26 protein-coding genes are annotated in these 26,366 nt (G+C 70.8%); 12 read left to right on the forward strand and 14 right to left on the reverse strand.

From position 1 onward, the window contains the following. Nucleotides 1–22: 22 nt before the first annotated feature. Nucleotides 23–3,889 carry an ATP-dependent RNA helicase HrpA gene (gene hrpA / locus ACWF7A_RS04820; RefSeq protein WP_452249078.1) on the forward strand — a complete coding sequence of 1,289 codons (3,867 nt, stop codon included), beginning with the start codon at nt 23–25 and terminating at the stop codon, nt 3,887–3,889. Here hrpA and ACWF7A_RS04825 read toward each other — a convergent pair. After that, the gene (locus ACWF7A_RS04825; RefSeq protein ID WP_452249079.1) at nt 3,859–4,248 is read right to left on the reverse strand and encodes a winged helix-turn-helix transcriptional regulator; all 390 of its coding nucleotides are present in this window, start codon (nt 4,246–4,248) and stop codon (nt 3,859–3,861) included. The genes hrpA and ACWF7A_RS04825 overlap by 31 nt on opposite strands. A 39-nt stretch (nt 4,249–4,287) precedes the next feature. Here ACWF7A_RS04825 and ACWF7A_RS04830 point away from each other — a divergent pair, with 39 nt between their 5' ends. Next, on the forward strand, nt 4,288–4,629 hold the full coding sequence (locus tag ACWF7A_RS04830; RefSeq protein WP_452249080.1) for a YybH family protein: 342 nt from the start codon (nt 4,288–4,290) through the stop codon (nt 4,627–4,629). Between the two features lie 12 nt (nt 4,630–4,641). On the opposite strand, the gene ACWF7A_RS04835 is transcribed toward ACWF7A_RS04830, so the two are convergent. Genes ACWF7A_RS04835 through ACWF7A_RS04845 form a run of 3 tightly spaced genes read right to left on the reverse strand, consistent with a single transcriptional unit; the run spans nt 4,642 to nt 7,427 of the window. After that, a complete protein-coding gene (locus ACWF7A_RS04835) occupies nt 4,642–5,415 on the reverse strand; it encodes an ATP-binding cassette domain-containing protein (RefSeq protein WP_452249081.1) in 774 nt (257 codons plus the stop codon). Continuing rightward, nucleotides 5,412–6,413 (reverse strand): ABC transporter permease, encoded by a 1,002-nt coding sequence (locus ACWF7A_RS04840; protein ID WP_452249082.1) that lies wholly within the window; start codon nt 6,411–6,413, stop codon nt 5,412–5,414. Before ACWF7A_RS04840 ends, ACWF7A_RS04835 begins: the two co-directional genes overlap by 4 nt. Before the next feature lie 3 nt (nt 6,414–6,416). Then, nucleotides 6,417–7,427 carry a substrate-binding domain-containing protein gene (locus ACWF7A_RS04845; protein ID WP_452249083.1) on the reverse strand — a complete coding sequence of 337 codons (1,011 nt, stop codon included), beginning with the start codon at nt 7,425–7,427 and terminating at the stop codon, nt 6,417–6,419. A gap of 136 nt (nt 7,428–7,563) precedes the next feature. Here ACWF7A_RS04845 and ACWF7A_RS04850 point away from each other — a divergent pair, with 136 nt between their 5' ends. Beyond that, entirely contained in the window at nt 7,564–8,592 is a 1,029-nt protein-coding gene (locus tag ACWF7A_RS04850) for a LacI family DNA-binding transcriptional regulator (RefSeq protein ID WP_452249084.1), read from the forward strand. Here ACWF7A_RS04850 and ACWF7A_RS04855 read toward each other — a convergent pair. The 7 genes from ACWF7A_RS04855 to ACWF7A_RS04885 all read right to left on the reverse strand — a co-directional run bounded on the left by ACWF7A_RS04855 (nt 8,585) and on the right by ACWF7A_RS04885 (nt 15,844). Beyond that, the gene (locus tag ACWF7A_RS04855) at nt 8,585–9,352 is read right to left on the reverse strand and encodes an alpha/beta hydrolase (protein ID WP_452249085.1); all 768 of its coding nucleotides are present in this window, start codon (nt 9,350–9,352) and stop codon (nt 8,585–8,587) included. The two genes, ACWF7A_RS04850 and ACWF7A_RS04855, sit on opposite strands and share 8 nt — an antisense overlap. Next, nucleotides 9,349–9,495, reverse strand: a complete 147-nt coding sequence (locus ACWF7A_RS04860) for a hypothetical protein (protein ID WP_452249086.1) — start codon at nt 9,493–9,495, stop codon at nt 9,349–9,351. The genes ACWF7A_RS04855 and ACWF7A_RS04860 overlap by 4 nt, the downstream gene beginning before the upstream one ends. A gap of 59 nt (nt 9,496–9,554) precedes the next feature. Next, nucleotides 9,555–10,526, reverse strand: coding sequence for a PP2C family serine/threonine-protein phosphatase (locus tag ACWF7A_RS04865; RefSeq protein ID WP_452249087.1), 972 nt, complete (start codon nt 10,524–10,526; stop codon nt 9,555–9,557). Then, entirely contained in the window at nt 10,526–12,652 is a 2,127-nt protein-coding gene (locus tag ACWF7A_RS04870) for a tetratricopeptide repeat protein (RefSeq protein WP_452249088.1), read from the reverse strand. The genes ACWF7A_RS04865 and ACWF7A_RS04870 overlap by 1 nt, the downstream gene beginning before the upstream one ends. 13 nt (nt 12,653–12,665) lie before the next feature. Then, the gene (locus ACWF7A_RS04875; protein WP_452249089.1) at nt 12,666–13,622 is read right to left on the reverse strand and encodes a glutamate ABC transporter substrate-binding protein; all 957 of its coding nucleotides are present in this window, start codon (nt 13,620–13,622) and stop codon (nt 12,666–12,668) included. Then, complete coding sequence (locus ACWF7A_RS04880) at nt 13,619–14,860, reverse strand: hypothetical protein (protein ID WP_452249090.1); 1,242 nt, start codon at nt 14,858–14,860, stop codon at nt 13,619–13,621. Before ACWF7A_RS04880 ends, ACWF7A_RS04875 begins: the two co-directional genes overlap by 4 nt. A gap of 228 nt (nt 14,861–15,088) precedes the next feature. Beyond that, entirely contained in the window at nt 15,089–15,844 is a 756-nt protein-coding gene (locus ACWF7A_RS04885; RefSeq protein ID WP_452249091.1) for a TetR/AcrR family transcriptional regulator, read from the reverse strand. Nucleotides 15,845–15,879: 35 nt separating this feature from the next. Between ACWF7A_RS04885 and ACWF7A_RS04890 the strand changes: the two genes are divergently transcribed. From ACWF7A_RS04890 to ACWF7A_RS04910, 5 genes are read left to right on the forward strand one after another with little or no spacing between them, the layout of a single operon-like run. Continuing rightward, a complete protein-coding gene (locus ACWF7A_RS04890; protein WP_452249092.1) occupies nt 15,880–18,198 on the forward strand; it encodes a DEAD/DEAH box helicase in 2,319 nt (772 codons plus the stop codon). Continuing rightward, nucleotides 18,198–18,956, forward strand: coding sequence for an SWIM zinc finger family protein (locus ACWF7A_RS04895; protein ID WP_452249093.1), 759 nt, complete (start codon nt 18,198–18,200; stop codon nt 18,954–18,956). The genes ACWF7A_RS04890 and ACWF7A_RS04895 overlap by 1 nt, the downstream gene beginning before the upstream one ends. A 17-nt stretch (nt 18,957–18,973) precedes the next feature. Next, complete coding sequence (locus ACWF7A_RS04900; protein WP_452249560.1) at nt 18,974–19,492, forward strand: sugar O-acetyltransferase; 519 nt, start codon at nt 18,974–18,976, stop codon at nt 19,490–19,492. Further along, nucleotides 19,482–20,096 carry a DUF2238 domain-containing protein gene (locus ACWF7A_RS04905; protein ID WP_452249094.1) on the forward strand — a complete coding sequence of 205 codons (615 nt, stop codon included), beginning with the start codon at nt 19,482–19,484 and terminating at the stop codon, nt 20,094–20,096. Before ACWF7A_RS04900 ends, ACWF7A_RS04905 begins: the two co-directional genes overlap by 11 nt. Then, a complete protein-coding gene (locus tag ACWF7A_RS04910; RefSeq protein ID WP_452249095.1) occupies nt 20,089–20,841 on the forward strand; it encodes a DUF3626 domain-containing protein in 753 nt (250 codons plus the stop codon). The genes ACWF7A_RS04905 and ACWF7A_RS04910 overlap by 8 nt, the downstream gene beginning before the upstream one ends. Here the strand turns inward: ACWF7A_RS04910 and ACWF7A_RS04915 are convergent. Continuing rightward, nucleotides 20,829–21,797, reverse strand: a complete 969-nt coding sequence (locus ACWF7A_RS04915) for a helix-turn-helix transcriptional regulator (protein ID WP_452249096.1) — start codon at nt 21,795–21,797, stop codon at nt 20,829–20,831. The genes ACWF7A_RS04910 and ACWF7A_RS04915 overlap by 13 nt on opposite strands. Nucleotides 21,798–21,846: 49 nt before the next feature. On the opposite strand from ACWF7A_RS04915, the gene ACWF7A_RS04920 reads away from it, so the two are divergent. After that, nucleotides 21,847–22,323: a hypothetical protein gene (locus ACWF7A_RS04920; protein WP_452249097.1), complete on the forward strand. Its 477-nt coding sequence runs from the start codon at nt 21,847–21,849 to the stop codon at nt 22,321–22,323. 73 nt (nt 22,324–22,396) lie between these two features. Further along, nucleotides 22,397–22,900 (forward strand): DUF2087 domain-containing protein, encoded by a 504-nt coding sequence (locus ACWF7A_RS04925; protein WP_452249098.1) that lies wholly within the window; start codon nt 22,397–22,399, stop codon nt 22,898–22,900. On the opposite strand, the gene ACWF7A_RS04930 is transcribed toward ACWF7A_RS04925, so the two are convergent. Further along, complete coding sequence (locus ACWF7A_RS04930; protein ID WP_452249099.1) at nt 22,882–23,613, reverse strand: SDR family oxidoreductase; 732 nt, start codon at nt 23,611–23,613, stop codon at nt 22,882–22,884. The two genes, ACWF7A_RS04925 and ACWF7A_RS04930, sit on opposite strands and share 19 nt — an antisense overlap. Before the next feature lie 493 nt (nt 23,614–24,106). Further along, a complete protein-coding gene (locus ACWF7A_RS04935) occupies nt 24,107–24,367 on the reverse strand; it encodes a hypothetical protein (RefSeq protein ID WP_452249100.1) in 261 nt (86 codons plus the stop codon). Between the two features lie 113 nt (nt 24,368–24,480). On the opposite strand from ACWF7A_RS04935, the gene ACWF7A_RS04940 reads away from it, so the two are divergent. Next, a complete protein-coding gene (locus ACWF7A_RS04940) occupies nt 24,481–25,059 on the forward strand; it encodes an RNA polymerase sigma factor (RefSeq protein WP_452249101.1) in 579 nt (192 codons plus the stop codon). Beyond that, nucleotides 25,056–26,312 carry a hypothetical protein gene (locus ACWF7A_RS04945; RefSeq protein WP_452249102.1) on the forward strand — a complete coding sequence of 419 codons (1,257 nt, stop codon included), beginning with the start codon at nt 25,056–25,058 and terminating at the stop codon, nt 26,310–26,312. Before ACWF7A_RS04940 ends, ACWF7A_RS04945 begins: the two co-directional genes overlap by 4 nt. Nucleotides 26,313–26,366 lie beyond the last annotated feature (54 nt).

Consider the following 26,366-nt stretch of genomic DNA (forward strand, 5'->3'; position numbering starts at 1 on the left):
GCCTGACTATCCTTGAGCGCAAATGGACACCCCGCACGCTGAACTGCACAAACGCCTGCCCGAGCTCATGCCGCGTGATCAACGCCGGCTCGCCAGGCGCCTCGACGGCGCACGCAAGGTCAAGGACCCTCTGGCGCGCAAGAAGATCACCGAGGAGATCGCCGCCCAGATCGACGAGGCCGCGCTCAAGGTCGCGCTGCGCCGGGAGTCCGTCCCCAAGATCAGCTATCCGGCCGAGCTGCCCGTCAGCCAGCGCAAGGACGACATCAAAGAGCTGATCGCGAACAACCAGGTCGTGATCGTCGCGGGCGAGACCGGGTCCGGCAAGACCACGCAGCTGCCCAAGATCTGCCTGGAGCTCGGGCGCGGCATCACCGGTCAGATCGGGCACACCCAGCCCCGCCGCATCGCCGCGCGCACCGTCGCCGAACGCGTCGCGGAGGAGCTGGGCACCAAGCTCGGTGACACGATCGGCTACAAGGTCCGGTTCACCGACCAGTCCGGCGACGAGACGCTCGTCAAGCTCATGACCGACGGCATCCTGCTCGCCGAGATCCAGACCGACCGCGACCTGTCCCGCTACGACACGATCATCATCGACGAGGCCCACGAACGCAGCCTCAACGTCGACTTCCTGCTCGGCTACCTCAAGCAGCTGCTGCCGCGCCGCCCCGACCTCAAGATCGTCATCACCAGCGCGACGATCGACCCGCAACGCTTCAGCGCGCACTTCGACAACGCCCCGGTCATCGAGGTCTCCGGCCGCACCTACCCCGTCGAGACCCGCTACCGGCCGCTCGAGGAGGACGACGACCAGACCCAGGGCATCATCAACGCCGTCCACGAGCTGCAGGCCGAAGGGCCCGGCGACGTGCTCGTGTTCCTGTCCGGCGAACGCGAGATCCGCGACACCGCCGACGCACTCAAAGCCGAAGACCTCCGCAACACCGAGATCCTCCCGCTCTACGCCCGGCTCAGCGTCGGCGAGCAGCACCGGGTCTTCCAGCGCCACACCGGCCGGCGGATCGTGCTCGCCACCAACGTCGCCGAGACCAGCCTCACCGTGCCGGGCATCAAGTACGTCGTGGACCCCGGCAACGCCCGCATCTCCCGCTACAGCCACCGCCTCAAGGTCCAGCGCCTGCCGATCGAACCCATCAGCCAGGCGTCGGCGAACCAGCGCAAAGGCCGGTGCGGCCGCGTCAGCGAAGGCATCTGCATCCGCCTGTACTCCGAGGACGACTTCGAGGCGCGGCCGGAGTTCACCGACGCGGAGATCCTGCGCACCAACCTCGCCAGCGTCATCCTGCAGATGACCAACATCGGCCTCGGCGACGTCGCGCGGTTCCCGTTCATCGACCCGCCGGACTCCCGCAACATCAACGACGGCATCGGCCTGCTGCAGGAGCTCGGCGCCATCAACGCCGCCGAGAAGAAGCTCACCCCCACCGGCCGCAAGCTCGCCGCGCTGCCCGTGGACCCGCGCCTGGGCCGCATGGTGCTCGAAGCCGACAAGACCGGCTGCCTCAAAGAGGTCATGATCATCGCCGCGGCACTGTCCATCCAGGACCCCCGCGAACGGCCCGCGGACCAGCAGGAGGCCGCGACCCAGCAGCACGCGCGGTTCGTGGACAAGGAATCCGACTTCGTCACGTTCCTCAACCTCTGGCAGTACCTCAAGGAACAGCAGAAGGAACTGAGCGGCAACCAGTTCCGCAAGCGCTGCAAGGCCGAGTTCCTCAACTACCTGCGCGTGCGCGAATGGCAGGATATCTACCTGCAGCTGCGCCAGGTCGCCAAGCAGATCGGCATGCACCTCGACGACGCCCCCGGCGACCCGCGCAACATCCACATCGCCCTGCTGTCCGGGCTGCTCAGCCACATCGGCGTCAAGGACGTCCTCAAGAAGCAGGCCCCCAACGAGAAACGCCGCCCCATGACGGAGTTCCTCGGCGCCCGCAACGCGAAGTTCGCGATCTTCCCCGGCAGCGCGCTGGCGAAGAAACCACCGCAGTGGGTGATGGCCGCCGAGCTGGTCGAGACCAGCCGCCTGTGGGGCCGCATCGTCGCCAAGATCGAACCCGAATGGGCCGAACGGCTCGGCGAGCACGTCGTCAAACGCCAGTACAGCGAACCGCACTGGGAGACCAAACGCGGCAGCGTCGTCGCGCTGGAGAAGGTCACGCTCTACGGGGTGCCGATCGTCGCGGGCCGCAAGGTCAGCTACGGCCGCATCGACCCCGAACTGTCCCGTGAGCTGTTCATCCGGCACGCGCTCGTGCAGGGGGAGTGGACCACCCACCACCGGTTCTTCCACGCCAACCGGGCGATGCTCGAGGAGGTCGGCGAACTGGAGAACCGCGCCCGGCGCCGCGACATCGTCGTCGACGAGGAGACCCTCTACGAGTTCTACGACAAGCGCGTCGCCGCCGAGGTCGTCTCGGCACGGCACTTCGACTCGTGGTGGAAGAAGCAGAAGGACAAGAACCAGCTCACTTTCACCAAGGAGATGCTGGTCAACGACCGCGCCGACGTCACCCCCGACGCCTACCCCGACCAGTGGCGCCAGGGCGAGCTCACGCTGCCGCTGAGCTACCACTTCGAACCCGGCACCAAGAACGACGGCGTCACCGTCCAGCTGCCGCTGCCGGCGCTCACGACGCTCGACGACGACGCGTTCTCCTGGCAGATCCCCGGCCTGCGCCACGACCTCGTCGTCGCGCTCATCCGGTCGCTGCCCAAGCAGATCCGCCGCAACTTCGTGCCCGTCCCCGACGTCGCCACCGCCGTGCTCGCCCGCATCAAGCCCGGCGAGACCAGCCTGCTCGGCGGCGTCGAACGCGAACTGAAGGCCCTCACCGGCGTCACCGTGCACCGCGAGGACTGGCAGTTCGACACCGTCCCCGACCACCTCAAGCTCACCTTCCAGGTCGTCGACGAGCACAACCGCACCCTCGCCGAGGGCAAGGACATCGCCGCGCTCAAGGAGAAACTGCGCGACGAGGTCCGCGAGTCGCTCAGCCAGGCCGCCGGGCACCTCGAACGCACCGGCCTCACGACCTGGGACCTCGACGCGCTGCCGAAGACCATCGAGCAACGGCAGTCTGGCATCACCGTCACCGCCTACCCGTCACTGGTCGACCAGGGCGAGACCGCCGCGATCAAGGTTCTCGACACCCCGGGCCGCCAGGCCTACGCCCACCGCCGCGGCGTGCGCCGGCTCCTGCTGCTCGGCATCAACTCACCCGTCAAACACCTGCAGCGCCACCTCGACAACGCCGCCAAGCTCGCGCTCACCCGCAACCCCCACGGCAGCGTCGCCGCCCTGCTCGCCGACTGCATCATGGCCGCCGTCGACCGGCTCATGGGCGAACCCGCCTGGGAAGCCAAGTCCTACGCCGCCCAGCTCAAGAAGGTCCAGGCCGCGCTCAACGACACCACCTGGGTCGTCGTGCAGGAGGTCCGCAAGGTCCTCGAAGCCCACCACGAAGCCGAACTGAGACTGTCCGGCCTCAAGGGCGCGCCGGACTCCGCGAACGACATCCGCGCACACCTCAACTCACTGGTGTACAAGGGGTTCGTCACCCGCACCGGCTACGACCGGCTGCCGGACCTCGTGCGCTACCTCAAGGGCGTCGCGCGGCGCATCGAGAAACTGCCCGAGAACCCGCGCCGCGACCTGGAGTGGACCGCCACGGTGCACCAGGTCCACGCCGAGTACCGGGAACTGCGCGCCCAGACCCCGGCCGACGAGCCCGCGCCCGAGCTCGACGAGATCCGGTGGATGATCGAGGAACTGCGGCTGTCCTACTTCGCGCAGACCATCAAGACCCGCTACACGATCAGCGACAAACGCATCTACAAAGCACTCGACGCGGTCCCGTTGTGAGACGCGGCCGCCAGTAGCGCCTCACCCGTGCGGTACAGCTCCACCAGCAAGGGCCGCAGCAGCATCCCGGCGGACGTCAGCTCGTACGACGTCCGCACCGGGAAGCCGGGGGAGCGCGAACACGACACCACCCCGTGCGCCACCAGCGAGTCGAGGCGTTCGGTCAGCACCTTCGCGCTCAGCGCCGGCAACCCGGCGCGCAGCTGCGAGAACGACCTCGGCCCGTGCATCAGGTCCCGCACCACCAGAGTCGCCCACCGGCCGCTGATCGCCGCCAGCGCGACCTCCACCGGGCAGTCCGCGCTCGGCCGCGTCGTGCGCCCGGACTCCGACGGCACCAGCTCGGCGTCCCAGGTCACCGTTTGGTGACCCACGCCGGCGCCCGCGACGCTCACCCCATGACCATCCACCCCGCCAGTGTCGCCCACGACTTCGCCGCCGCGTTCAACACCCGCGACGCGCACGCCGTCGACGCCGTCTACGAACCCGGCGCCCTGTTCGTCCCCGAACCCGGCCACACCGTCAGCGGGCAGGCCCGCCGTGAGGCCAACGGCCGGTTCCTCGGCCTGGGCCTGCCCATCGACGTGCGGCCCCGGCACGTCTACGAACACGACGGCCTCGCGCTGCTCATCGTCGACTGGACCATCGGGGACGTGACCGGTACCGCCACCGACGTCGCACGCCAAGGCGCGGTCGGCCGGTGGCGGTACGTGATCGACAACCCCTTCGGCACCGCCTGAGCGGTACCGGCGCTAGGCGGCCTGCTCCGGTGGTTCGAGAGCGCCGGTCATGATCGCCACCGCGTCCGACATCGACACGGACTTCGGGTCCACCACCGCCTTGCGCCGGCCCAGCCGCTGGATGTGGATGCGGTCGGCGACCTCGAACACGTGCGGCATGTTGTGGCTGATCAGGATCACCGGCAGGCCGCGGTCGCGGACCTGCAGGATCAGGTCCAGCACCGCGCGGGACTCCCGCACCCCGAGCGCCGCCGTCGGCTCGTCCATGATCACCACCCGGCTGCCGAACGCCGCCGCCCGCGCCACCGCCACGGCCTGGCGCTGCCCGCCCGACAGGGTCTCCACCGCCTGGCCGGGGTGCTGGATCGTCATGATCCCCAGCGCGTCGAGCTGGCGGCGCGCCTCCTCCCGCATGCCCGCGCGGTCGAGCATCCGGAACACCGACCCCAGCACGCCCTTGCGTCGCAGCTCACGGCCCAGGAACAGGTTCGCCGCGATGTCGAGAGACGGCGCCACCGCCAGCGACTGGTGCACCGTCTCGATCCCCGCCCGCCGCGCGTCCAGCGGCGACGGGAACGACACGGGGGAGCCGTCGAGGAAGATCTCGCCCTCGTCCGGCACCACCGCCCCCGACAGGGCCTTGATCAGCGACGACTTGCCCGCGCCGTTGTCGCCGATCACCGCCAGGATCTCGCCCGGCAGCAGCTCCAGGTCCGAGCCCGCCAGCGCCGTCACCTTCCCGTACCGCTTGACCAGGCCCGCGGCCCGCAGGATCGGCGTGGTCATGCCTTCACCTTCCTGATCCACTGGTCCAGCGACACCGCCACGATGATCAGCACACCGACCGCCATCGTCTGCCACAGCACGTCCACCCCGGCCAGTGCCAGACCGTTGCGGAACACACCGACGATCAACGCCCCGATCAGCGACCCCACGACCGCGCCCCGGCCACCGAACAGCGACGTCCCGCCGATCACCACCGCCGTGATCGAGTCCAGGTTGTCGGTCTGCCCCGCCTGCGGGCTCGCCGACGCGATCCGGCCGATCAACGTCCACGCCGCCACCGCGTAGATCAGGCCCGCCGTCGCGTACACCGACAGCAGCACCCGCGCCGTGCGGATCCCCGACAGCCGCGACGCCTCCAGGTCGTCCCCGGTCGAGTAGACGTGCCGGCCCCACGCGGTGTTCTTCAGCACGAACGCCATCGCCGCCACGAGCAGCACCAGCAGGATCGAGCCGTAGGTGATGCGCGTCCCGCCGACGTTGACGGTCTGCCCCGTCCACAGCAGCAACGACGGCATGTCCGTGCCGCGGATCGTGGCACTGCCCGAGTACCAGAGGTTCAGCGCGAAGAACACGTTCAACGTGCCCAGCGTGACGATGAACGGCGGCAGCTTCAGCCGCGTCACCAGCACCCCGTTGAGCAGCCCGCACAACGTGCCCACCGCGAACCCCAGCAGCAGCGCCGGCAGCCCGGGCAGGCCCGTCTCCGCCGCGACCTTCGCCATCACGATCGAGGTCAGCACCATGATCGCCCCGCACGACAGGTCGATCCCGGCGGTCAGGATCACGATCGTCTGCCCCACCGCGAGCGTCCCGACCACCGCCACCTGCTGCAGGATCAGCGAGATGTTGCCCGGCGTCAGGAACCGCTCCGACAGCAACGCGAACACGACCACCGACACCAGCAGCACCACGGCCGGGCCGATCGTGGCCTGCGCGTGCAGCAGGTGCTGCACGCGCGTGAGCACGGAACGATCCCGTTCCTCCACCACCGCGGTCATCGCTCAGCCCCAGCAGTTCTGCAGGCCGAACGCCGAGTCCTTCGACTCCACGCCGTCCGCGGGCTGGTCGGTGATCAGCGTGACCCCGGTGTCGGTGTTCTGCGGCTTCGAGCCGTCCTTCGCGAACTTCGCCACCGCCTCCACGCCCAGCTGCGCCATCTTCAGCGGGTACTGCTGCGAGGTCGCGCCGATCACGCCGGCCTTGACGTTGTTCACGCCGGGACAGCCGCCGTCGACCGACACGATCACGACGTCCTTCTCCTTGCCCGCCGCCTTCAACGCCTCGTACGCGCCGGCGGCCGCGGGCTCGTTGATCGTGTAGACCAGGTTGATCGACGGGTCCTTCTGCAGCAGGTTCTCCATCGCCGTGCGGCCACCGGAGGGGTCACCGTCGGTCACGTCGTGGCCCACGATCCGCGGGTCGGACTCGTCCCCGATGCGGGTCTTGTCCTTCACGTCGACACCGAACCCCTCCAGGAACCCCTGGTCGCGCTGCACGTCGACCGACACCTGGTTCGGGTTGAGGTCCAGCAGCGCGATCTTGGCCTGCTTGCCCTCCTTCGCGAACTTCGACTTCGCCCACTGCCCGATCAGCAGCCCGGCCTTGTAGTTGTCCGTCGCGAACGTCGCGTCCGCGGCGTCGGCCGGTTCCAGCTGCGTGTCCAGCGCGATCACCAGCAGGCCCGCCGCGCGCGCCTTGTCCACCGACGGCACGATCGCCTTCGAGTCGCTCGGCGTGATCAGGATGCCCTTCGCGCCCGACGCGATCAGGTTCTCGATCGCGTCGACCTGCGACTGGTTGTCGCCGTCCTGCTTGCCCGCGAACGACTGCACCGTCGCCCCCGAAGAGCCCGCCGACTGCTGCGCGCCCTCCTTCATCTTCACGAAGAACGGGTTCGTGTCCGTCTTCGTCACCAAACCCACCAGCGTCGCACCGCCCGACGAGCCACCACCTCCGCACGCGGTGAGCACGAGCAACGCCGCTGCGCCGACAACCCCGACCGTTCTGCGCATGACAACTCCTACGTCAACGTTGACGTAACCAAGCCTCCGCGGTCCTACCGTGAGTAACGGAAGAGCGGCTACGCGTGATATCGATCGGGTATACCCTTTGCGTCATCGTTGACGCAAGAGGCCAAGGGACGTGGGTATGGAGCCGACCGGCAGACGCGAAGCCACCATGCGCGACGTCGCCGCGCTCGCGAAGGTCAGCACCAAGACCGTCTCGCGCGTCATCAACGGCCTGCCCGGCGCCGGCGCCGAGGTCACCGACCGGGTCCGCGACGCCGCCCGCACCCTGGGCTACCGGCCCAACCTCACCGCCAGCAGCCTGCGCCGCTCCGACCGGCGCAGCGCCACCATCGGCGTGCTGTTCGAGGACCTGTCCAACCCCTTCGACGCCGCCCTGCTGCGCGCCGTGGAGGACCGGGCCCGCCACAGCGGCGTCCTCGTCCTCGCGGGCAGCAGCGAGGACGACCACACACTGCAACGAGAACTGCTCGTGTCGCTGTCCGCGCGCCGCGTCGACGGCGTCGTCGTCATGGCCGCCGGCGGCCACCAGGACGCGCTGCAGCACGAACGCGAACGCGGCACGCCGATGGTGCTCGTCGACCGGCCGCCCACCTTCGGCGGCACCGACTGCGTCACCACCACCAACCGCGAGAGCTCCCGCGACGCGGTGCTGCGCCTGGCCGCCCTCGGGCACCGCGACATCGCGTTCCTCGGCGACCGCCGCACCCTGTGGACCAGCCAGGAGCGCTACGCAGGCTACGTCGAAGGCCTCGCCCAGGCCGGCGTGGCGCTGCGCGACGAGCTCGTGCGCACCGACCTGCACGGCGTCGACCTCGCCGAGACCGCCACCGCCGGCCTGCTCGCACTCGACCGGCCCCCGACGGCGTTGTTCACCGCCCAGAACCTCGTCACCGTCGGCGCCATGCGCGTCCTGCGGGCCCGGGACCTGCACCGCGGCGTCGCCGTCATCGGGTTCGACGACTTCCCGCTCGCCGACATGCTCGACCCCGGCATCACCGTCGTGCGCCAGGACGTCCCCGGCATCGGCCGCAAGGCCGCCGAGCTCGTCCTGGCCCGCATCGACGGCGACACCTCACCGCCCGTGCACGCCGTCGTCCCCGCCGCCCTCGTCGCCCGCGGCTCCGGCGAGATCACCCCGCTCAGCTGACCGACAGCACCGCGTCGATCACCTGCGGACCGGAGTTGAGCACCGGGTCGTTGTGGTCGGCGCCGTCGATCTCGACGAGCCTCGCCCGCGCCGCGCCCGCCACCTCACGGCTCTGCGCGGGCGGCACCACCGAGTCCCGCGTCCCCAGCAGCACCACCGTCGGAACGTCCACAGCGGACACCCGCTCCACCACCGGGTACTTGTCCTGCAACAACATCTTCACCGGCAGCCACGGGTAGTGGTGCGACCCCACCGCCGCCAGCGACGTGAACGGCGAACGCAGCACCATCGCCTTCGGCGCGCGGAACGTCGCGAGCTCCGCGGCCACCGCCGCGCCCAGCGACTCGCCGAAGTACACGACCGGGCCGTCGATCAGGTCCAGCGCCGCCCGCGCGTCGAAACCCAGCCCCTCCTCCGACGGCTTGCCCGGGTTGCCGCCGTAGCCGCGGTAGTCGAACAGCAGCACCGACAGCCCGCGCGCGGTCAGCTCCCGCGCCAGCGTCACCCGGCCCTCGCGGTTGCCCGCGTTGCCGGGGAACACGATGACCGTCGCGGGCGCCTCGGGCAGCTCGAAGTGCCAGCCGTCGAGCAGCAGACCGTCCGCCGTCACCAGCCGGACGTCACGGCCACCGGGCAGCACCTCGTCCGCTGAGGGCAGCGGGCCGGGGGAGGGGAAGTACACGAGCTTGCGCTGGAAGGTGAAGACCACGGCGACGATGGTGACAACCACCGCGACCGCGATCAACACCGCCCTCCTCATCGGACCATTCTGTCCGCTCGGCAGCGCCTGCCGGTGAACTCCCGGAAACCGGAGCCCGGGTCACCGGCCAGGTCGACGAACGTCCCCGACGCCCGGCCCTGCACGATCCACGAGGACACCCCCGCCCACACGAAAGCGGCCACCGCCGCAACAGTGGCCGCCCCCGGTCGGTCAGCGGTAAATCACCACATGGAGTGAACCTCTACGGCTCCTCCGGCGCGAACGGCACCAGCACCACGGTGATGTTGTCGTGCCCGCCCGCCTCCAGCGCCACCTTCACGAACTCCTCCGGCCCGCACGGCAGCAGCGGCTGCAGGTCCTCGGGCTCGGGCCGGTAGTTGTGCAGGCCGTCCGAACACAGCAGGAACACCCCCGGCGACGTCGGCTGCAGCGTCACCACCTGCGGCTCCACCACACCGGCGTCCGCGCCGATCCAGCGCGACAGCACGTGCGCGCGGCGGTCCGTGCGGGCCTGCTCCTCGGTCAGCACGCCCTCCGCGACGAGCTGCGCCGCCCACGTGTCGTCCGCCGTGAGCTGCTTGGAGCCCTCGTCCGACAGCCAGTACGCGCGCGAGTCGCCCACCCAGCCGATCGTCACCGACGACCCCGTGACCAGGGCGGAGACGAACGTGCACGACGGCGCCACGCCCCGCGCACCCGGCTCCATCGGCTCGTCCTCGACCAGCTTCTCCACCGCGGAGCACGACGCGGCGACCGCGTCGACCATCGCCTGCTCGGCGTCGGCGGTGTCGATCAGGGCGTTGAGCAGCACGTCCACCGCGGCGTCGGCGGCGGCCTGCGACGCCTGCTCCGCGCGCTCGGACGACGCCACGCCGTCGCAGACCACGGCGGCGACACCCTTGCCCGCGACGTGGCCGAACGCCATCGAGTCCTCGTTGCGCGCCCGCCTCTTGCCGCGGTCGGACACCCCCGAGACCGGACCCAGGGTGTACTCGACCCGGTCACGCGCCGAGGGCTGGTGACGGCCGCACTGGGTGCAGTAGTCCTCGTCATCGATGTCCGGCGACCCGCACAGGATGCACGAGGCCTGCGCGGGACCGGTCGGTCCGCCCAGCGGCGTGCGGCGGACCAGCAGGTTGCGTCCGCACGCCTCGCAGAACCGGTCCTCCGCCGCGACGGGCGCGAAGCACTCCGGGCACTTCAGGGTGTCCATCAAACCAACGTCCTAGGCCTTACCGCGTTCGCGCGGTCCACCAATGCGATCCGTTCCTCCGGCGTGGCCGCGAACCGGGCAAGCGTGCGGTAGCGCGCCTCTAGACCCAGCCGAAGCTCGTGTTCGGAGAGTGCACAGTCCAGCACCTTGCCCTCGGCGGCCTGATTGCGGGTCACGTAGTCGTACGCCGCCTCCAGCACCTCCGCCGACAGCTGCGTGTGCGAGTGGACGTCGATGTCCAAGGCGCGCAACCGTTCCCCGGCCGCGACGAGGTCCTCCGCCGCGCAGTCACCGAGCTGCGCGCGCACCGCCGCGATCTGCGCCGGCAAGTGTTGTGAAGATGTGTCCGGGACCGCCAGCAGCACCTCGACCGCTCGCGCACGGTCACCGGACGCCAGCAGCACCCGCGCCAGCCCGAACGCCGCTGACACGTACGAGTGATCCGTGTGCCACACGAGCTCGTACCAGCCGACCGCGGCCTTCAGGTCGCCGAGGGCCTCGCGGCACACGCCCAGCGCCAGCTTCGGCGCCGCCTCACCCGGCACCGCCGCGCACACCGCGTCGAAGAACCGCGTCGCGTCCTCCGCACGCCCGTCCACCAGCGCCGCGAGCCCCCGGTACCAGTCGGGCCGCCAGTCCTCGGCGGGGTCGAGCTCCGGCTCGTCGAACATCGACGGCGCCGTCAGCGACTCGAGCTCCCGCAACGCCGCCGCGGTGTCCCCGGACTCGATGAGCACCCGCACGATCCGCAGCCGCACCTCCACCGTGACCTCCGGGGCCTTGCGCAGGCCCTCCGGGTCCGACGTGGTCGCCGTCGCGAGCCACGAGGCCGCGGCGTCCGTGGTGCTCACGCTCGGCGCGGGCAACGCCAGCGCCACCTCCGCGAGGTCGAGCACGCCCTCCACGCCGAAGCGGCGGCGTTCCGGCGTGAACTGCCGCGACGGGCCCGGCCGCGGCACGCCGTCCTCGATCGCGAGCACCTCGCGCAGCACGCCGGTGAGCTGCTCGGCCATGTCCTGCGCGGAGGAGAACCGCAGCTCCGGGTTCGGGTTCGTGGCGCGCAGCAGCAGCCGGTGGAACGAGGTGAACCGGCCCAGCAGCGGCTCCTCCTCGACCGTGGGCAGGCGGTCCTTGGCGCGGCCGCGGAAGTCGAACGGGAAGCTCATCACCGCCAGCGCCCGCCCGACGGTGTAGATGTCGGAGAACACCGACGGGCCGATCGCGCGGATCTCCGGCGCCTGGTAGCCGATCGTGCCGTAGATGGGGGAGTGGTGGTCGTCGATGCGGCGCACCGCGCCCAGGTCGATCAGCTTGAGCTGCTCCTCGGTGTGGATCATGTTGTCCGGCTTGAAGTCGCAGTACAGCAGGCCCACGCCGTGCAGGTAGCCGACCGCGGGCAGGATCTCCAGCACGTACGCGATGGCCTGCGCCAGCGGCAGCGCCTCGTCACCGCGGCCGTCCCGGCGCCGGTTCGTGATCATGTCCTTGATCGACTCGCCGCCGACGTACTCCATCACGATGTACTCGACGAGCTTGCCGCTGGCCTTGTTCTCGTGACGGATGAAGTTGTGGATCTTCACGATGTTCGGGTGCTCGACCTCCGCGAGGAACCGGCGTTCGGCCAGCGCGGCCGCCATCGCGTCCGCGTCACCCGAGTCGAGCAGGCCCTTGAGCACCACCCACCGGTCGCTCACCGCGTGGTCGAGCGCCAGGTACAGCCAGCCCAGTCCGCCGTGCGCCAGGCACCCCAGCACCTCGTACTGGTCGTGCAGCACCTCACCGGGCGCCAGCTTCGGCGTGAACGAGTACGCGTGCCCGCAGTGCGGGCAGAACCCCTCCACCCGGCCCGGCTTGTGCTCCGAGGTGCGCCCGACCTTCTTGCCGCACTTCGAGCAGAACCGCTTCGCCTCGGGCACCTCGGGGTTCTCGAGCACCGCCGTCTTCGGGTCCCGGTAGGGCACCCGCGGCACCTCGACCAGGCCCGCGCCCAGCCGGCCGCGGCTCATCGACCGGGCGCTGCCGCGGCGGGTGCGGCCCGAGCTCGACCGCGACACCTCCTGCGACACCGACCAGGGCGCGGTCCCCGGTGCCGTCGACGGCCCGGTCTCGGGCAGCTCTTCACTCATCGGCGGGCCCCTCCTAGTCCCGATAACGCGCGACCGGCGGCGAAGGTGCCGGGCCCAGCGGCGTCAGCCACCGCCCGTAGATCGCGGCCCACGTGCCGTCCGCGCGCATCCGCTCCAGCACGCCGTTGACGAACCGGACCAGGTCGTCCTGCCCCTTCGGGATCCCCACCCCGTACGACTCGTCGGTGAACCGCGCCCCCACGACCTCGGTGTACGGGTCCTGCGCCGCCAGCCCCGCGAGGATCGTGTCGTCGGTCGAGATCGCGTCGGTCTGCCCCTGCTGCAGCATCACCAGGCAGTCCGTCCAGTTCGGCACGCTCACCGTCGTCTTCGCCCGGTTGACCACGTTGCCCAGCGACGTCGACCCCGACGCCACGCACACCCGCTTGTCCTTCAGGCCGTCCACGCCGGTGATCCCGGAGTTGCGGCGCACCAGCACCCGCTGCCCGGCCTGGTAGTAGACCTGCGAGAACGCGACGTTCTCCAGCCGTTCGCACGTGATCGTCATCGTGCGGACCACGACGTCGACCGCGCCGCTCTGCAGCATCGGGATGCGCTCCGCGGCCGTCACGACCTTGAACTGCACCTTCTTCTCGTCGCCGAACACGGCCTTCGCGATCTGGCGTGCCACGTCGACGTCGAAACCCTCGATCTCGCCGGTGAAGGAGTTGCGGAACCCCATCAGGTACGAGTTCTGGTCCACCCCGGCGATCAACCGGCCGCGTTGCTGGATCTTCGCCATCGTCGACCCGCCCGGCATCTGACCCGCCGCGGGCACCGGGCCGGGCCGCAGGCTCGCCGTCGCGTCGCACGACGGAGGCGCGCCCGCCGAGCTGCTGGGCGCCGCCGACACCGTGCTCGCGCCCGCCGGCTGCGGGGCCGCGGCGCTGCGCGGCACGACCTCGCTCGGCGGCGGCCCGGCCGAACATGCCCCGAGCAGCAGCAACCCCGCCAGTGCCAGTCGCCTCATCGGTACTCCTTGAGTCGCTGCCACAGTCCCGTCGTCGAGCCCGCCGCGCTGATCGCCGCGAGCACCAGCACCCCGACCACCGTGCCCGCCAGCGACGCCCGCGCCACCGCCACCTCGTCGCTGAAGTCCTGCCGCGCCTGCCCGATCGCCCGCACCAGCGCCTGGTCCAGCGAGTCGAAGTACGGGTTGCCGATCAACGCCACCGCGTCGTTGTACTGCCCGGCGTCGTCGGCCTCGCGGATGCGCTGGTGCACCTCCTGCCACTGCCGGAAGTGCCGCGTCGCCTGCTCCACCGCCTCGGTGTCCTCCAGCGCCTTCGCCTGGTTCAGCAGCCCTTCCAGGCGCGCGGAGACCTCGACGAAGTTCTTCTCGTAGGACTGGCCCGCACCCCGCGCGACCAGCGTCAGCGTCTCCTCGCCGCGCGCGGTCAGCGTCGCGATCCGCGCCTGCGCCAGCACGTCGACCTTCTCCGAGGCCGTCCGAGAGTCCGCCACGTCGTTCATGACCAGCACCGACACCGTCGTCACCCACAACAACGACAGCACCGCCGCACCCGTGGCCACCAGCAGCCCGACGTTGAGCAGCCGGTTCGTCTTGCGCGTCAGGTACCGCTGGATCAGCACCAGGCCGATCACGAACGCCAGCGCCACCAGCACCGGCACCACCGGGAAGCTCGCCTCGTCCTGCGCGCGGGCCACCCGGTCCGTCTCCGCCCGGTACAGCTCCTGCGCCGCGGGCAGCAGCTGCGTGCGCATCAGCCCCGACGCCTCGCGCAGATAGGCCGCGCCCACCGGGAAACCCTGCCTGTTGTTCGAGCGCGCCGTCTCGATCAGCCCCGTGTAGACCGGCAGCTGCGCCGAGAGCGTCGCCGTGAGATCGGGGGAGGAGGCCGTCGCGACCGAGAGCGCCGCCTGCGCCTGCGCGATGTCCGCCTCGTAGCGTTGCCGCAGCTCAGAGGGCTCCAGTCCGCCGGAGAGGAACGCGCTCGCCGCCGTCGCGTCGGCGTCCTGCAGCGCCCGGTAGACCTCCTGCGCCGCGTGCGCGAGCGGTTCGGACCGCGTCGCCAGGTCCTCCAGCGCCCGCTCCTGGCGGTTCACGCTCCACGTCGAGAGCCACCCGCTCGCGAGACTCGCCACGACCAGCACCACGACGATCAGGCCCAGCCGGCCCGGGGTCGACCGCGCCAGACCGGTGACGCGGCGCACCAGCGCCTGCCGCGGCTGCGAGTCGATCACCACGAGCGGGCCTCCCGAACGACGAAGTTGATCGGCGTCGCGTAACTGTAGGCACCTCGGTGACCCCGCGTGGGAACTAACGACGCATCGCGGCAAGCGTCACTCAGGTGTTACAGCGCTCGCGAGTCGATCAGCCGGCCGACGCCGTCAGGTCTCTTTCACACCCGGCAGGACACCACGCCGCACCCACCTGGGCGCGAAAGAAGCCGGCGAGGTGCGGCGGACCCACCACTATCGCGAGTCGATCAGCCGGCCGACGCCGTCCAGGAGCATCTCCAGCCCGAACTCGAACGAGTGCTCCGGGCTGAACGCGCTCTGGTGCGCCTCGCCGACCGCGGCACCCACACGCGCGGCCACCGGGTAGCGGGCCGGGTCGAACACCGTCATCAGCACCGGCGCCGCCGCGTCCCACCACTGCTGGTCGGTCAGCCCTGTCTCCTGCTCGGTCACCGCGGCCGCCGTCAGCCCCCGCGCCGAGTTCTGCACGTGCCCGAGCACCAGCTCGAGCACCGAGTCCATCTCCACGTCCGACAGGCCGATGCCGTCCAGGCCGCGCAGCTCGAAGTCGTACTTCGCCGCCACCTGCGGGCCCAGCACCGTGCGCGACGGCGCCACCTGCAGCAACCACGGGTGCCGCCGGTACAGCGCCAGGTTCTCCCGCGCCACGTACGTCAGGTGCGCCCGCCAGCCCTGCGCCGCCTCACGCCCGGTCGCGGCCTGCACCGTGTCGACCATGACGTCGATCAGCTCGCCCTTGCCCGGCACGTAGGTGTAGAGCGACATCGTGCCGACACCCAGCGACTCGGCCACGCGCCGCATCGACAGCGCCTTGAGGCCGTCGGAGTCGGCCAGGTCGATGCCCGCCCGCACGATCCGGTCCACGCTCAGGTCCGGCTTGCCCTTGCGCGACACGCGTTCCTGGGTGCGCCACAGCAACGCCAGCGTCCGCGCCGGGTCACCGCTGCCCGTGTGTTCGATCACGAGCACGACACTACCGTACCGTATGGTGTACGGTACAGAGTATGTTCGTGCCTGCCGACCCGCCCAGATTCGGCCAGTTCGACGGAAAACCCCTGCTCGAAGCCTTACCCGAGGTGCTGTCCGGCGACGGCTACTGGTCGGTGGCCGCCGCCACCGCGCTCAGCCTCGTCGCCCGCGGCCGCATCGTGCCGGGCGTGACGGCCGCCGGGCACGACACGTGGCGGATCGGGCCGTTCGACCACGCCGACGAGCTGCACCTGCGCCGCCTCGCCGCCCACGGCGACTACGACTCGCTGCGCGCGTTCCTCGACGCCGTCGCCGACACGCTGCCCCGCACCGGCGCCGGACCGTTCGCCGGCACGCAGGCCTGCGACGTCTCCGGGCTCAAGACGTGGGCCGACGAGCAGATCACGCTGTCGCTGCGCATCGAGACGACCGACGACCAGCGGTTCCGGGCGATCGTGCAGGTCCGCGCCGTCACCGACCCCTACCCGCGCGACGTGCGGGGCTCCGGCCGCGAGCTCGACGCCATCAGGGCGATGGCCCGCGCCGGCTGGGCGCCGCTGGAGCGCCTGCTCGACGAGTCCGAGCTCACCGACGCCGAGGTCGGCGAACTGCTCACCACCGGCATCGAGGTCCACTGGCCCCGCGACCTCGCCACGAACCTGTCCGCCAAGGCCGTCATCGGCGAGCACAGCGGCCGGTTCGAGGCAGGCGACCTGCTCACGTTCGACTGGCGGCTCGCCCTGGGCGACCAGGAGCTCACCGAGGCCGAGATGGACCTCGTTGCCGAGGCGTCCCGGCCGGTCGTGAAGCTGCGCGACCAGTGGGTGCTCGTCGACCCCGCCCTGCGCCGCAAAGCACGGCAGCACCTCAAGCCGATCACCGCGGCCCAGGCCGTCACCGCCGCGCTCACCGGCGCCACGGTCATCGACGGCGAGCACGTCGAGGTCGCCCCGCACCACCTCGCCACGACGATCACCACCGTCCCCGAGTTCGACCAGCCGCAGGCGTTGCGGGCACGGCTGCGCGACTACCAGCTGCACGGACTGCGCTGGCTCGCCCACATGACCGGCCTCGGGCTCGGCGCCTGCCTCGCCGACGACATGGGCCTGGGAAAGACCATCACCCTCATCGCCCTGCACCTGCACCGCGGCCACGAGCACCCGACGCTCGTGGTGTGCCCGGCGTCGCTGCTCGGCAACTGGGAACGCGAGATCCACCGCTTCGCCCCCGGCACCCCCGTCAGCCGCTACCACGGTCCACAACGGACCCTCGCCACCGACGGCGTCGTCCTCACCACCTACGGCACGATGCGCCTGGACGCCGAGGCGTTGCGCGAGCACGCGTGGGGCATGGTCGTCGCCGACGAGGCCCAGCACGTCAAGAACCCGCACTCCGGCACCGCCAAGGCACTGCGCTCCATCCCCGCCGCCGCCCGCGTCGCGCTGTCCGGCACGCCCGTCGAGAACTCGCTGTCGGAACTGTGGTCCGTCCTGGACTGGACGACACCGGGCCTGCTCGGCACCCACCGCGCCTTCCGCACCCGCTGGCCCGAACCCGACGACACCCTCACCAAGGTCGTCCGCCCGTTCCTGCTGCGCCGCCGCAAGTCCGACCCCGGCGTCGCCCCCGAACTGCCCGCCAAGACCGAGACCGACCGCTACGTCTCGCTCTCGACCGAACAGGCAGCGCTCTACGAGGCGCTCACCCGCGAGACCCTCGACCAGATCGCGTCGAGCGACGGCATGGCCCGGCGCGGACTCGTGCTCAAACTCCTGACCGGGCTCAAGCAGATCTGCAACCACCCGTCGCACTACCTCGGCCACTCCGCGCTGCAGGGCCCCTCCGGCAAGCTCGACCTGCTCGACGAACTGCTCGTCACCATCGTCGCCGAGGACGGCTCCGCGCTGATCTTCACCCAGTACGTCGGCATGGCCCGGCTGCTGGAGCGGCACATCGAGCAGCCCACCCGGTTCCTGCACGGCGGCACCCCCGTGGCGCGGCGCGAGGAGATGGTCGACGACTTCCAGAACGGCCGCGCGCCCGTGTTCCTGCTCTCGCTCAAGGCCGCCGGCACCGGGCTCAACCTCACCCGCGCCGACCACGTCATCCACTTCGACCGCTGGTGGAACCCCGCCGTCGAGGACCAGGCCACCGACCGCGCCTACCGCATCGGCCAGACCCGGCCCGTCCAAGTGCACAAGCTCGTCACCGAGGGCACCGTCGAGGAACGCATCGCCGCGCTCCTGCAGGACAAGCGCGACCTCGCCGACGCCGTCCTGCACGGGGGAGAGGCCGCGTTCACCGAACTCACCGACGCCGAACTCGCCGACCTCGTCGCACTGAGGAGCTCGTAGTGACCGCACGCGGATTCGCCGCGTTCCCGAAGGTCGGCCGTCGCGTCGCCACCACGTGGTGGGGCAAGGCGTGGGTGAAGGCGCTCGCCGACACCGCGCTCGACACCGGCCTGATCCGCCTCGGCCGCCGCTACGCCCACGCCGGCGTCGTCGGCCCCATCACCGTGAGCCCCGGCCGCCTGCACGCCCAGGTCCACGACGACGGCACCGTCCACAACACCACCGTCAGCGTCCCCGTGCTGTCGGAGGTCCAATGGGGACGGTTCCTCGACCGCGTCGCCGAACACCCCGGCCACATCGCCGCCCTGCTGGACAACGACGTTCCGCGCGACCTCGTCCTGGCCGCCGAGGAGTCCGGAGTGGACCTGCTGCCCGGCATCGGCGACCTCGAACCCGACTGCGACTGCGACGGCTGGGAGCTGCCGTGCCGGCACGCGGCCGCCCTGGCGCTGCAGGTCGGCTGGCTGCTCGACGCCGACCCGTTCGTCCTCCTGCTGCTCAAGGGAAAACCGGAACAGGAACTCCTCGACGCCCTGCGCCAGCGCGTCGCCGGCCCCGTCGGGACCAGAACACCTGTGGTGGTTTCCGCTGAACCCGCAGGTCAGCTCCCTGCACGTCCCCCACTTCCGGCCACCACACCTGTGGTGCTCGCGGTCGAACCGCCACCCGGTTTCGAGGCCGCGGACATCGTCGCCCTGATGGAGATCGCCGCATCCCGCGCACGCGCGCTGCTGCGTTCGGGCACTCTCGACGAGTGATCACCGAGAAGCAGAAGATGATGACCGGCGAGCTCTACAAGGACTCCGACCCCGAGCTCGTCGCCGAACGCCTGCGGTGCCAGGCCCTGGTCGACGAGTTCAACGCCACCCGCTCCGGCGAGGTCATCACGAAGCTCTTCGGCTCGATCGGCGAGGGCTCGTGGGTCATGCCGCGGTTCCAGTGCGACTACGGCTATCAGATCCACATGGGCTCCAACAGCTTCCTCAACTACGACGCCATCCTCATGGACTGCGCCACCATCACCATCGGCGACGACGTCTCCATCGGCCCCCGCGCCCAGCTCCTCACCGCCCTGCACCCGATCGAGGACCACCAGGCCCGCCGGCAGCGCTTCGAGACCGCCGCCCCCATCACCATCGGGAACAACGTGTGGCTCGGCGGCGGCGTCATCGTCTGCGCCGGCGTCACGATCGGCGACGACGCGGTCATCGGAGCCGGTAGCGTCGTCACGCGCGACATCCCGCCGCGCGTGCTCGCCGTCGGCAACCCCTGCAAGGTGATCCGTGAGCTGTGACAGGCGCGTCGTCGAACCGCTGGTCCTGCTGGGCCTGACCGTCGTCGCGCTGGTCGCGTCCGGGATCGGGCCCCACTCGCGCTCGACCTGGTACCTCGAGGTGGCGCCCGTCCTCATCGGCGCAGTGCTGCTGGCCGCGACCTACCGGCGGTTCCCGTTGACGCCGCTGCTCTACCGGCTGATCTTCCTGCACGCGCTGGTGCTCGTCCTGGGCGGCCACTACACCTACGCTCGGGTGCCCGCGGGGTTCTGGGTGCAGGACTGGTTCGACCTGGCGCGCAACCACTACGACCGCTTCGCCCACTTCGTGCAGGGGTTCGTGCCCGCCGTGCTCGCCCGCGAGATCCTCGTGCGCCGCGGCGTCGTGCGGCCGGGCGGCTGGCTGTTCTTCCTGGTGGTCTGCGTGTGCCTCGCGTTCAGCGCGACCTACGAGCTGGGTGAGTGGCTGGCCGCGGTGATCGGCGGCGAAGCGGCGGGCGACTTTCTCGGGACACAGGGCGACGTGTGGGACACCCAGTGGGACATGTTCATGGCACTGCTGGGAGCGATGACCGCGCAGCTGCTGCTCAGGCGGGTGCACGACCGGGAGCTCGCGCGTGTCTGAGCGCGCGGTGGCGTACGTGGATGCCCGCTCGTCGGGTGAGCCGCTGCCGCGCGACCTGCGCGTCACGCTGAACTTCCACCCCGGACGCGGCGTGCTGGCGAAGCTCGTGGCCGACGGCGTGTACCGCTCCCAGTTCGAGACCGGCACCAGCAACGGCGGCCTGACCGCGCACCCCGGCGGCGCCCGCTGGGAGTGGGAGAGCCGGTTGTTCGGCGGCGCCTACGACGACGCGGCCCCCGCGGACCGGCCGAAGTACGGCGCGCTCAACCACCGCCGCCGCGAGCACGGCGCCGCACCCAGGTTCGGCTCCGCCCACCTGCGCCTCAAGGAACACGTGCTCGACCGCACGACGTTCTGCTACCCCGACAGCGTCTTCGACCCGGTCGACTTCGGCACCGCGCGGCGCTTCGACCTGATCAGGCGGATCGACGACCGCGACGAGCTCGACGACTACGTCGAGGCCCACGTCCACGGCCCGGTCACCCTCCACGACGTCGAAGCCGTGGTGCTGGACCCGACCTTCCCCGACGTCGACCTGCCGTGCCCGGTCGAACGGCACCCCGGTTTCCGGCTGTCCACACAGGACCTGCTGCGCCACGCGGACTACCGCACCCCCGAGTCCGTCGCACTGGGACTCGCCCTCGCCCGGGACGGGCTGCTCACCCCGCACCTCCTCGACGAGGCCGACGCGCCACCTCAGGTCGTCAAACACCTCTGGCACCACCTGGCCCGCTACGGCAGGTAGATCGACGCCAGCCGCCGCACCGACTCCACCACCCGCTCGCGCAGCTCCGCCGGCTCCAGCACCTCGACCTCGCCGCCCAGCCGCAGCAACATCCCGGCCGCGTGCCCGACCGACTCGATCGGGATCGTCACCGTGAAGCCGGCGTCATCCTCCACAACGGACTCCCCGGCCGCCTTCGCCACGACCGGCAGCACGTGGTCGGCGAACATCTCCCAGCCGCGCGCGGACAACCTGACCACCGCCGACCCCGTGTACTGCCGCGACTGGAACTCCTCCAGCGACGCCGTCCAGTGCGCCGCCAGGTCGAAACCCTCCGGCCGCGCGAACGACTCGTCCAGCACGGCGACCGACTGCATCTGCGACACCCGGTAGGTCGAGATCCGCGACGACCCCAGCGCCACCAGGTACCAGCGCCCTGCCTTGAGCACGAGCCCCAGCGGCCGCAGCACCCGCGTCACGTCCTCGGGTGAACGCCACCGCCGGTAGCTCACCTCCAGCAGCCGCTCGCGCCACACCGCGTCCGCCACGACCTCCAGGAACGGCGAGCGCTCCGGGTCGTAGTACCAGGCGGGCGCGTCGAGGTGGAACCGCGTGGCCATCCGCGACGCCCGGTCCCGCATCGACGAGGGCAACGCGGCCATCAGCTTCAGCTGCGCCGCCGACACGGCGTCCCCCAGCCCCAGGTCCGCCGCCGGGCCCGGCATGCCCGCGAGGAACAGCGACTCCGCCTCCTGCTCGGTCAGGCCCGTCAGCCGGGTGCGGTAGCCGTCGAGCAGCTGGTAGCCGCCGGACGGGCCCGCGTCGCCGTACAGCGGCACCCCCGCGGCGTGCAGGGAGTCCACGTCGCGGTAGATCGTGCGGACCGAGACCTCCAGCTCGTCGGCCAGCGCCTGGGCCGTCATCCGGCCCTTGGCCTGCAGCAGGAGCAGCAACGACACCAGTCGACTCGCACGCACGCGGAACACACTGACACACCCTGTCAGGGTTAGCTCATACGTTCGACGCATGGCTTTCTACGAGAAGCAGCTGGCGGTCAGGGAACCGCTGGTCGTCGCGGGCAGACACGTCAAGCGCTACGAGGTGGTCACCCCGGGGCTGGAGATCACCGACGACGTCCGCGACGCCGCCTACGCGTTCCTGCCGCGGATCTACCCGGACTTCGAGGACCCGACCCCGCCCGCCACCGTGACGGTCCTGCACCGCAGCGCGGCCGGCATGTACCTCAACGCCTACAACTGGGTCTGGGACAACGTCCTGCACTGCCGCACCGCCGTGTCCGGCGACCAGCCGTTCCTCGGCTCCACCGACCCGGACCTCACGCACTTCACCGTCATCCCCAAGGACCTCATCGGCTGCGTCTGGGAGCTTCCGCCACTGGCCCACGAACGCACCGCGTGGGTGCGGCACGTGCTCGAGTCCGACACCCCGGACTTCGAGGGCTACCTCGCCGACGTCATGGCCGAGGGCCTGGTGGGCAGGTGAGGCGGGACTGGCAGGGCTCACCCGCCCGCTGAGTCCCCGAAAACGGATGGACGGCGGCGTTAGGTTCGCAGACATGACCACACCGGAATCCGTCGTGCGCGCCCTGGCCGAACCCACGAGGCTGCGGGCGTTCGCCGCCGTCGTCCTCGGTGCGGGCACGCTGGCCGACATCGCCGCCGCCTCCGGACTGAAGGTCAAGGACGCCGGCACCGCGCTGGTCAAGCTGCGCGAGGCCGGGCTGGTCGAGGGGGACCCGGTCCGGCCGGCCGACCTCAAGCCGCTCGCCGCGACGCTCACCGACGCGATGCCCGCCGACGGGCTCGCGCCGTTCGTCCGGGGCGACAAGCTCCTGTCCCTGCCCGTCGCCCACGAACGCCGCCGCAAGATCCTCGAGCACGTCGCCGCCCACGCGTTCGTCGCGCGGACGTACTACGACGAGACCGAGATCAACGAACTGCTCAAGGCGTGGTGCGACGGGGGAGAGGTCGACCACGTCACCATCCGCCGCTACCTCGTCGACCTCGGTCTGCTCGAGCGCGGCGGCGGCATGTACCAGGCTCAGCCTCTGCCTATGTAGGGCATCGCCGTCGCCATCACGGTCATGAACTGCACGTTGGCGTCGAGCGGCAGCCGAGCCTGGTACAGCACGGCGTCGGCCACGTGCTGCACGTCGAACGTCGGCTCTGCCTTCGTCTCGAAGTTCGCCTGCAGCACACCGGCGCCCATCCGCTCGGTCATCTCCGTGGCGGCGTTGCCGATGTCGATCTGCCCGCACGCGATGTCGAAGGCACGGCCCTCCAGCGACAACGACTTCGTCAGCCCGGTCATCGCGTGCTTGGTCGCGTTGTACGCCACGGCGTGCGGGCGCGGTACGGACGCCGAGATGGAGCCGTTGTTGATGATCCGGCCGCCGCCGTGGGTCTTCATCACCTTGAAAGCCTCGCGGGCGCACAGGAACGCGCCCGTGAGGTTCACCCCGACGACCTTCTCCCACGCGCTGAGGGAGAACTCCTCGATCGGCGTCGCGCGCACGTTCATCCCGGCGTTGTTGAACAACACGTCGACACGGCCGAAGCGCGCGACGACCGCCTCGAACAACGCGACGACCGAGTCCTCACGCGACACATCCGTCGGCACGACGAGAGCGGACTCGGGAAAGCCCTCTCCGGTCTCGGTCAGCGCGTCCTCGCGCCGACCCGCCAGCGCCACCTGGAACCCCGCCGCCAGCAGGGTTCGCGCCGCCGCGCGCCCCACCCCGGAACCGGCTCCCGTCACGACCGCGACCGCCATCGGTGATCTCCCCTCGATCCAGCGATTGCCCGAAGTGTCCCGTGTGGAGTACTTACAGGTGTGGAGTGCGAAGAGGACACCTGCCTGCTCTGCGCAGGGTCCGGAACCATGTCGTGGCAGCAACCCGTTCCCGGTCCGGAAGGGCTTGTGCTGCACGAGATGTCGCACCCGTGCCCGCGCGGCTGCTCCGGCTGGTGGAGGCTCCCGCACGGGGAGAGCAGAGGCATCGTCGCAGGCAATGTCGCACGTGCCAACGAGATTCCAGCCCGACCGTCCACCCAGGCCTGATCACCGAGCGTGAACGATGGGGGTCACCCATTATCGCCGGGACGGTCCCTGCTTGGTGGATGCCCCCACTCGGAGTAGAAGCGGACACTGTTCTTCTGTGAAGGAGTGCAGCCGTTGCCTTGGTTCTGGGCTCAACGAGGACCGGACCGCCTGCCGGGTCTGCGGAGGCCTGGGTCAGGTTCCCGATCGATAGTCGTCGCAGGGCCTATTTCTTCGTCATCAAGGTCGGGCCGAGGATCCGGCGGGCCAACCGCCGGGTCAGCGACTTCGACTTCTGCGCTGATTTCTGGGCGGACGCCGCGGTGGTGGCCGCCGCGGGAGTCACCGGAGGCGGAACCGCCGCGGGAGCGGGCGTCACCGGCGGCACACCGGGAATCGTCGCCGCGTCCGGGAGCGGGGTCGTGATCTTCGCGAACACCTGGGTCTCCGCCTCGACATTGCCGGGCTGCTTCTGCTCGATCGGCACACCACGATCTTGCCATCGGTGTCATTCACGCCTCGAATGAGGGGCTGCTCCCCCTGGAGGAGTGACACAGGTCACGCAGCACACTGGGCCGTGACGGCCCCAGGCGGAGTGTGATGACTGAGACGACCGAGCGCGCGAACGTCGGGCCGCCCGACACGCGCCTCTGGGAACAGATCGCGAAAGGCGACCACGCCGCGTTCACCGAGCTCTTCGAACGCCACGCCGAAGCGGTCTGGAACTACGCCTACCGCCTCACGGCCTCCTGGTCGCAGGCCGAGGACCTGCTCTCCGCGACCTTCCTGACCGCGTGGAGAAAACGCGGCGACGCCCAGCTGGTGCGCGACTCGGCCCTGCCGTGGCTCTACACGGTGACCGCGAACCGCGCCCGCACCGAGTGGCGGGCCTCGCGCAGAGCCCTGCGGCTGGTCGGGAAGCTGACCCCGCAGGACGAACGCGACCACGCCGACGAGGTCGCCGCCCGCACCGACGCGCAACGCCGCCTCGCCGAGGTCGTGGCCGCCATCGCGAAGCTGCCCGCGTCCGAACGCGAGATCGCCCAGCTCTGCCTGCTGGGCGACGTGTCCACCGCCGACGCCGCCGCGCTCCTCGGGATCACCGAGTCGAGCGTGCGCGCCCGCGTCTCCCGCACCCGCGCCCGGCTGCGCGACCTGACCTCCGAGGACACCCCGTGATCGACCAGCTGCCCGAACACCGCGCACTGCCCGACGACGTCCGCATGCGCGCCCGGCAGAGGCTCTCCGAAGGCATGCGTCCGGCCGCCCGCAACGGCAGGCCGGTCCTGATCGCCGCCGGCGTCGCCGTGCTCGCCGCGGGCGCCGTCTTCGCGAGCCAGGCCCTGCTCGGAGCCCCGGCGGACCCCGCGGCCCCGCCGATCCAGCACAACGGCGAGTTCGTCGGCAAGGACCGCAAGATCGTCAACCACGTCGAGACCGGCAAGGTCGCGCCGGAGGCGCTGGCCCGTTGTGCCGCCGCCGCGAAGGAGCACCCGCCCGCCGCCGAGTGGACGCCGATGGCGACCAGCAACAAGAACGGCACCGTGCTCACGGCGTTCCGCGTACCCGCGGGCGTGTTCTTCTGCGCGAACACCGCGACCACGACCACGATCTCCGTGCCGAACCCGGCCGTGCTCGAGGGCGCCGACCGGGTGGAGATCCTGTTCACCACGCCGAGCGGCACGATGGCGGGCCTCGTCGCCTCGGACATCGAGTTCCTCAGCCTGTCCCAGATCGCCGACTCCGGGCAGGGCAACACGATGCCCGCGCTCGTGGACGGCCTCTTCCTCGCGCCCAGCGGGTTCCCGAGTGCGGAGAACGGCACCAAGGCCCTGGCCAACGGCGAGGAGTTCGCCGTGCGGGGCGTCGTGAAGCCCACCACTCCGGTCGTCGACCGGCCGCTGCCGCCCGCGGCCCGCGACACCCCCGAGGCCGCGCGGTTCGGCGCCTGCCTGAAGAACCGGGCGGTCCCGGACCCCGACCAGTTCGCGCACGGACTCACGGTGAAGGTCAGCGCCACCGACACGTTCATCACCGGCCGGTTCGGCGACCTGCTGCTCTACTGCCGCGACTCGAACTACGAGCCGTCGCCCGGCTCGGTGATCGACCTCGACGACCTGGGCGAGTACCGCGGCGACACGATCGCGGCGATGACGGCGTTCTACGACTTCAAGCCGTACAAGATCAGCGAGCAGGGGGAGTACTACGACGGGGGCAGCACCACTGCAGCGGCCGTCGGCCTGGTCCTCGACCCGCGCGTCGCCTCGATCACCTACACCAGTCCCGGGGCGGCTGACGTGCCCGCCACGATCGGCAACGGCACGTTCGTGCTCGCGGCGAAGCTGCTCGACCGCCATCCCGAGGCCCGCGTGGTCGTGCGCGACGCCGCCGGGACAGTTCTGGAGACGATCACGCCGAAAAGCCCCTCCTAGACAACTTGATTAGCATGGCGAAGTGACTGTCGAGACGTCGGCTCCGGCCGGGTA

The sequence above is a fragment of the Lentzea sp. NPDC055074 genome (genome assembly GCF_053608005.1).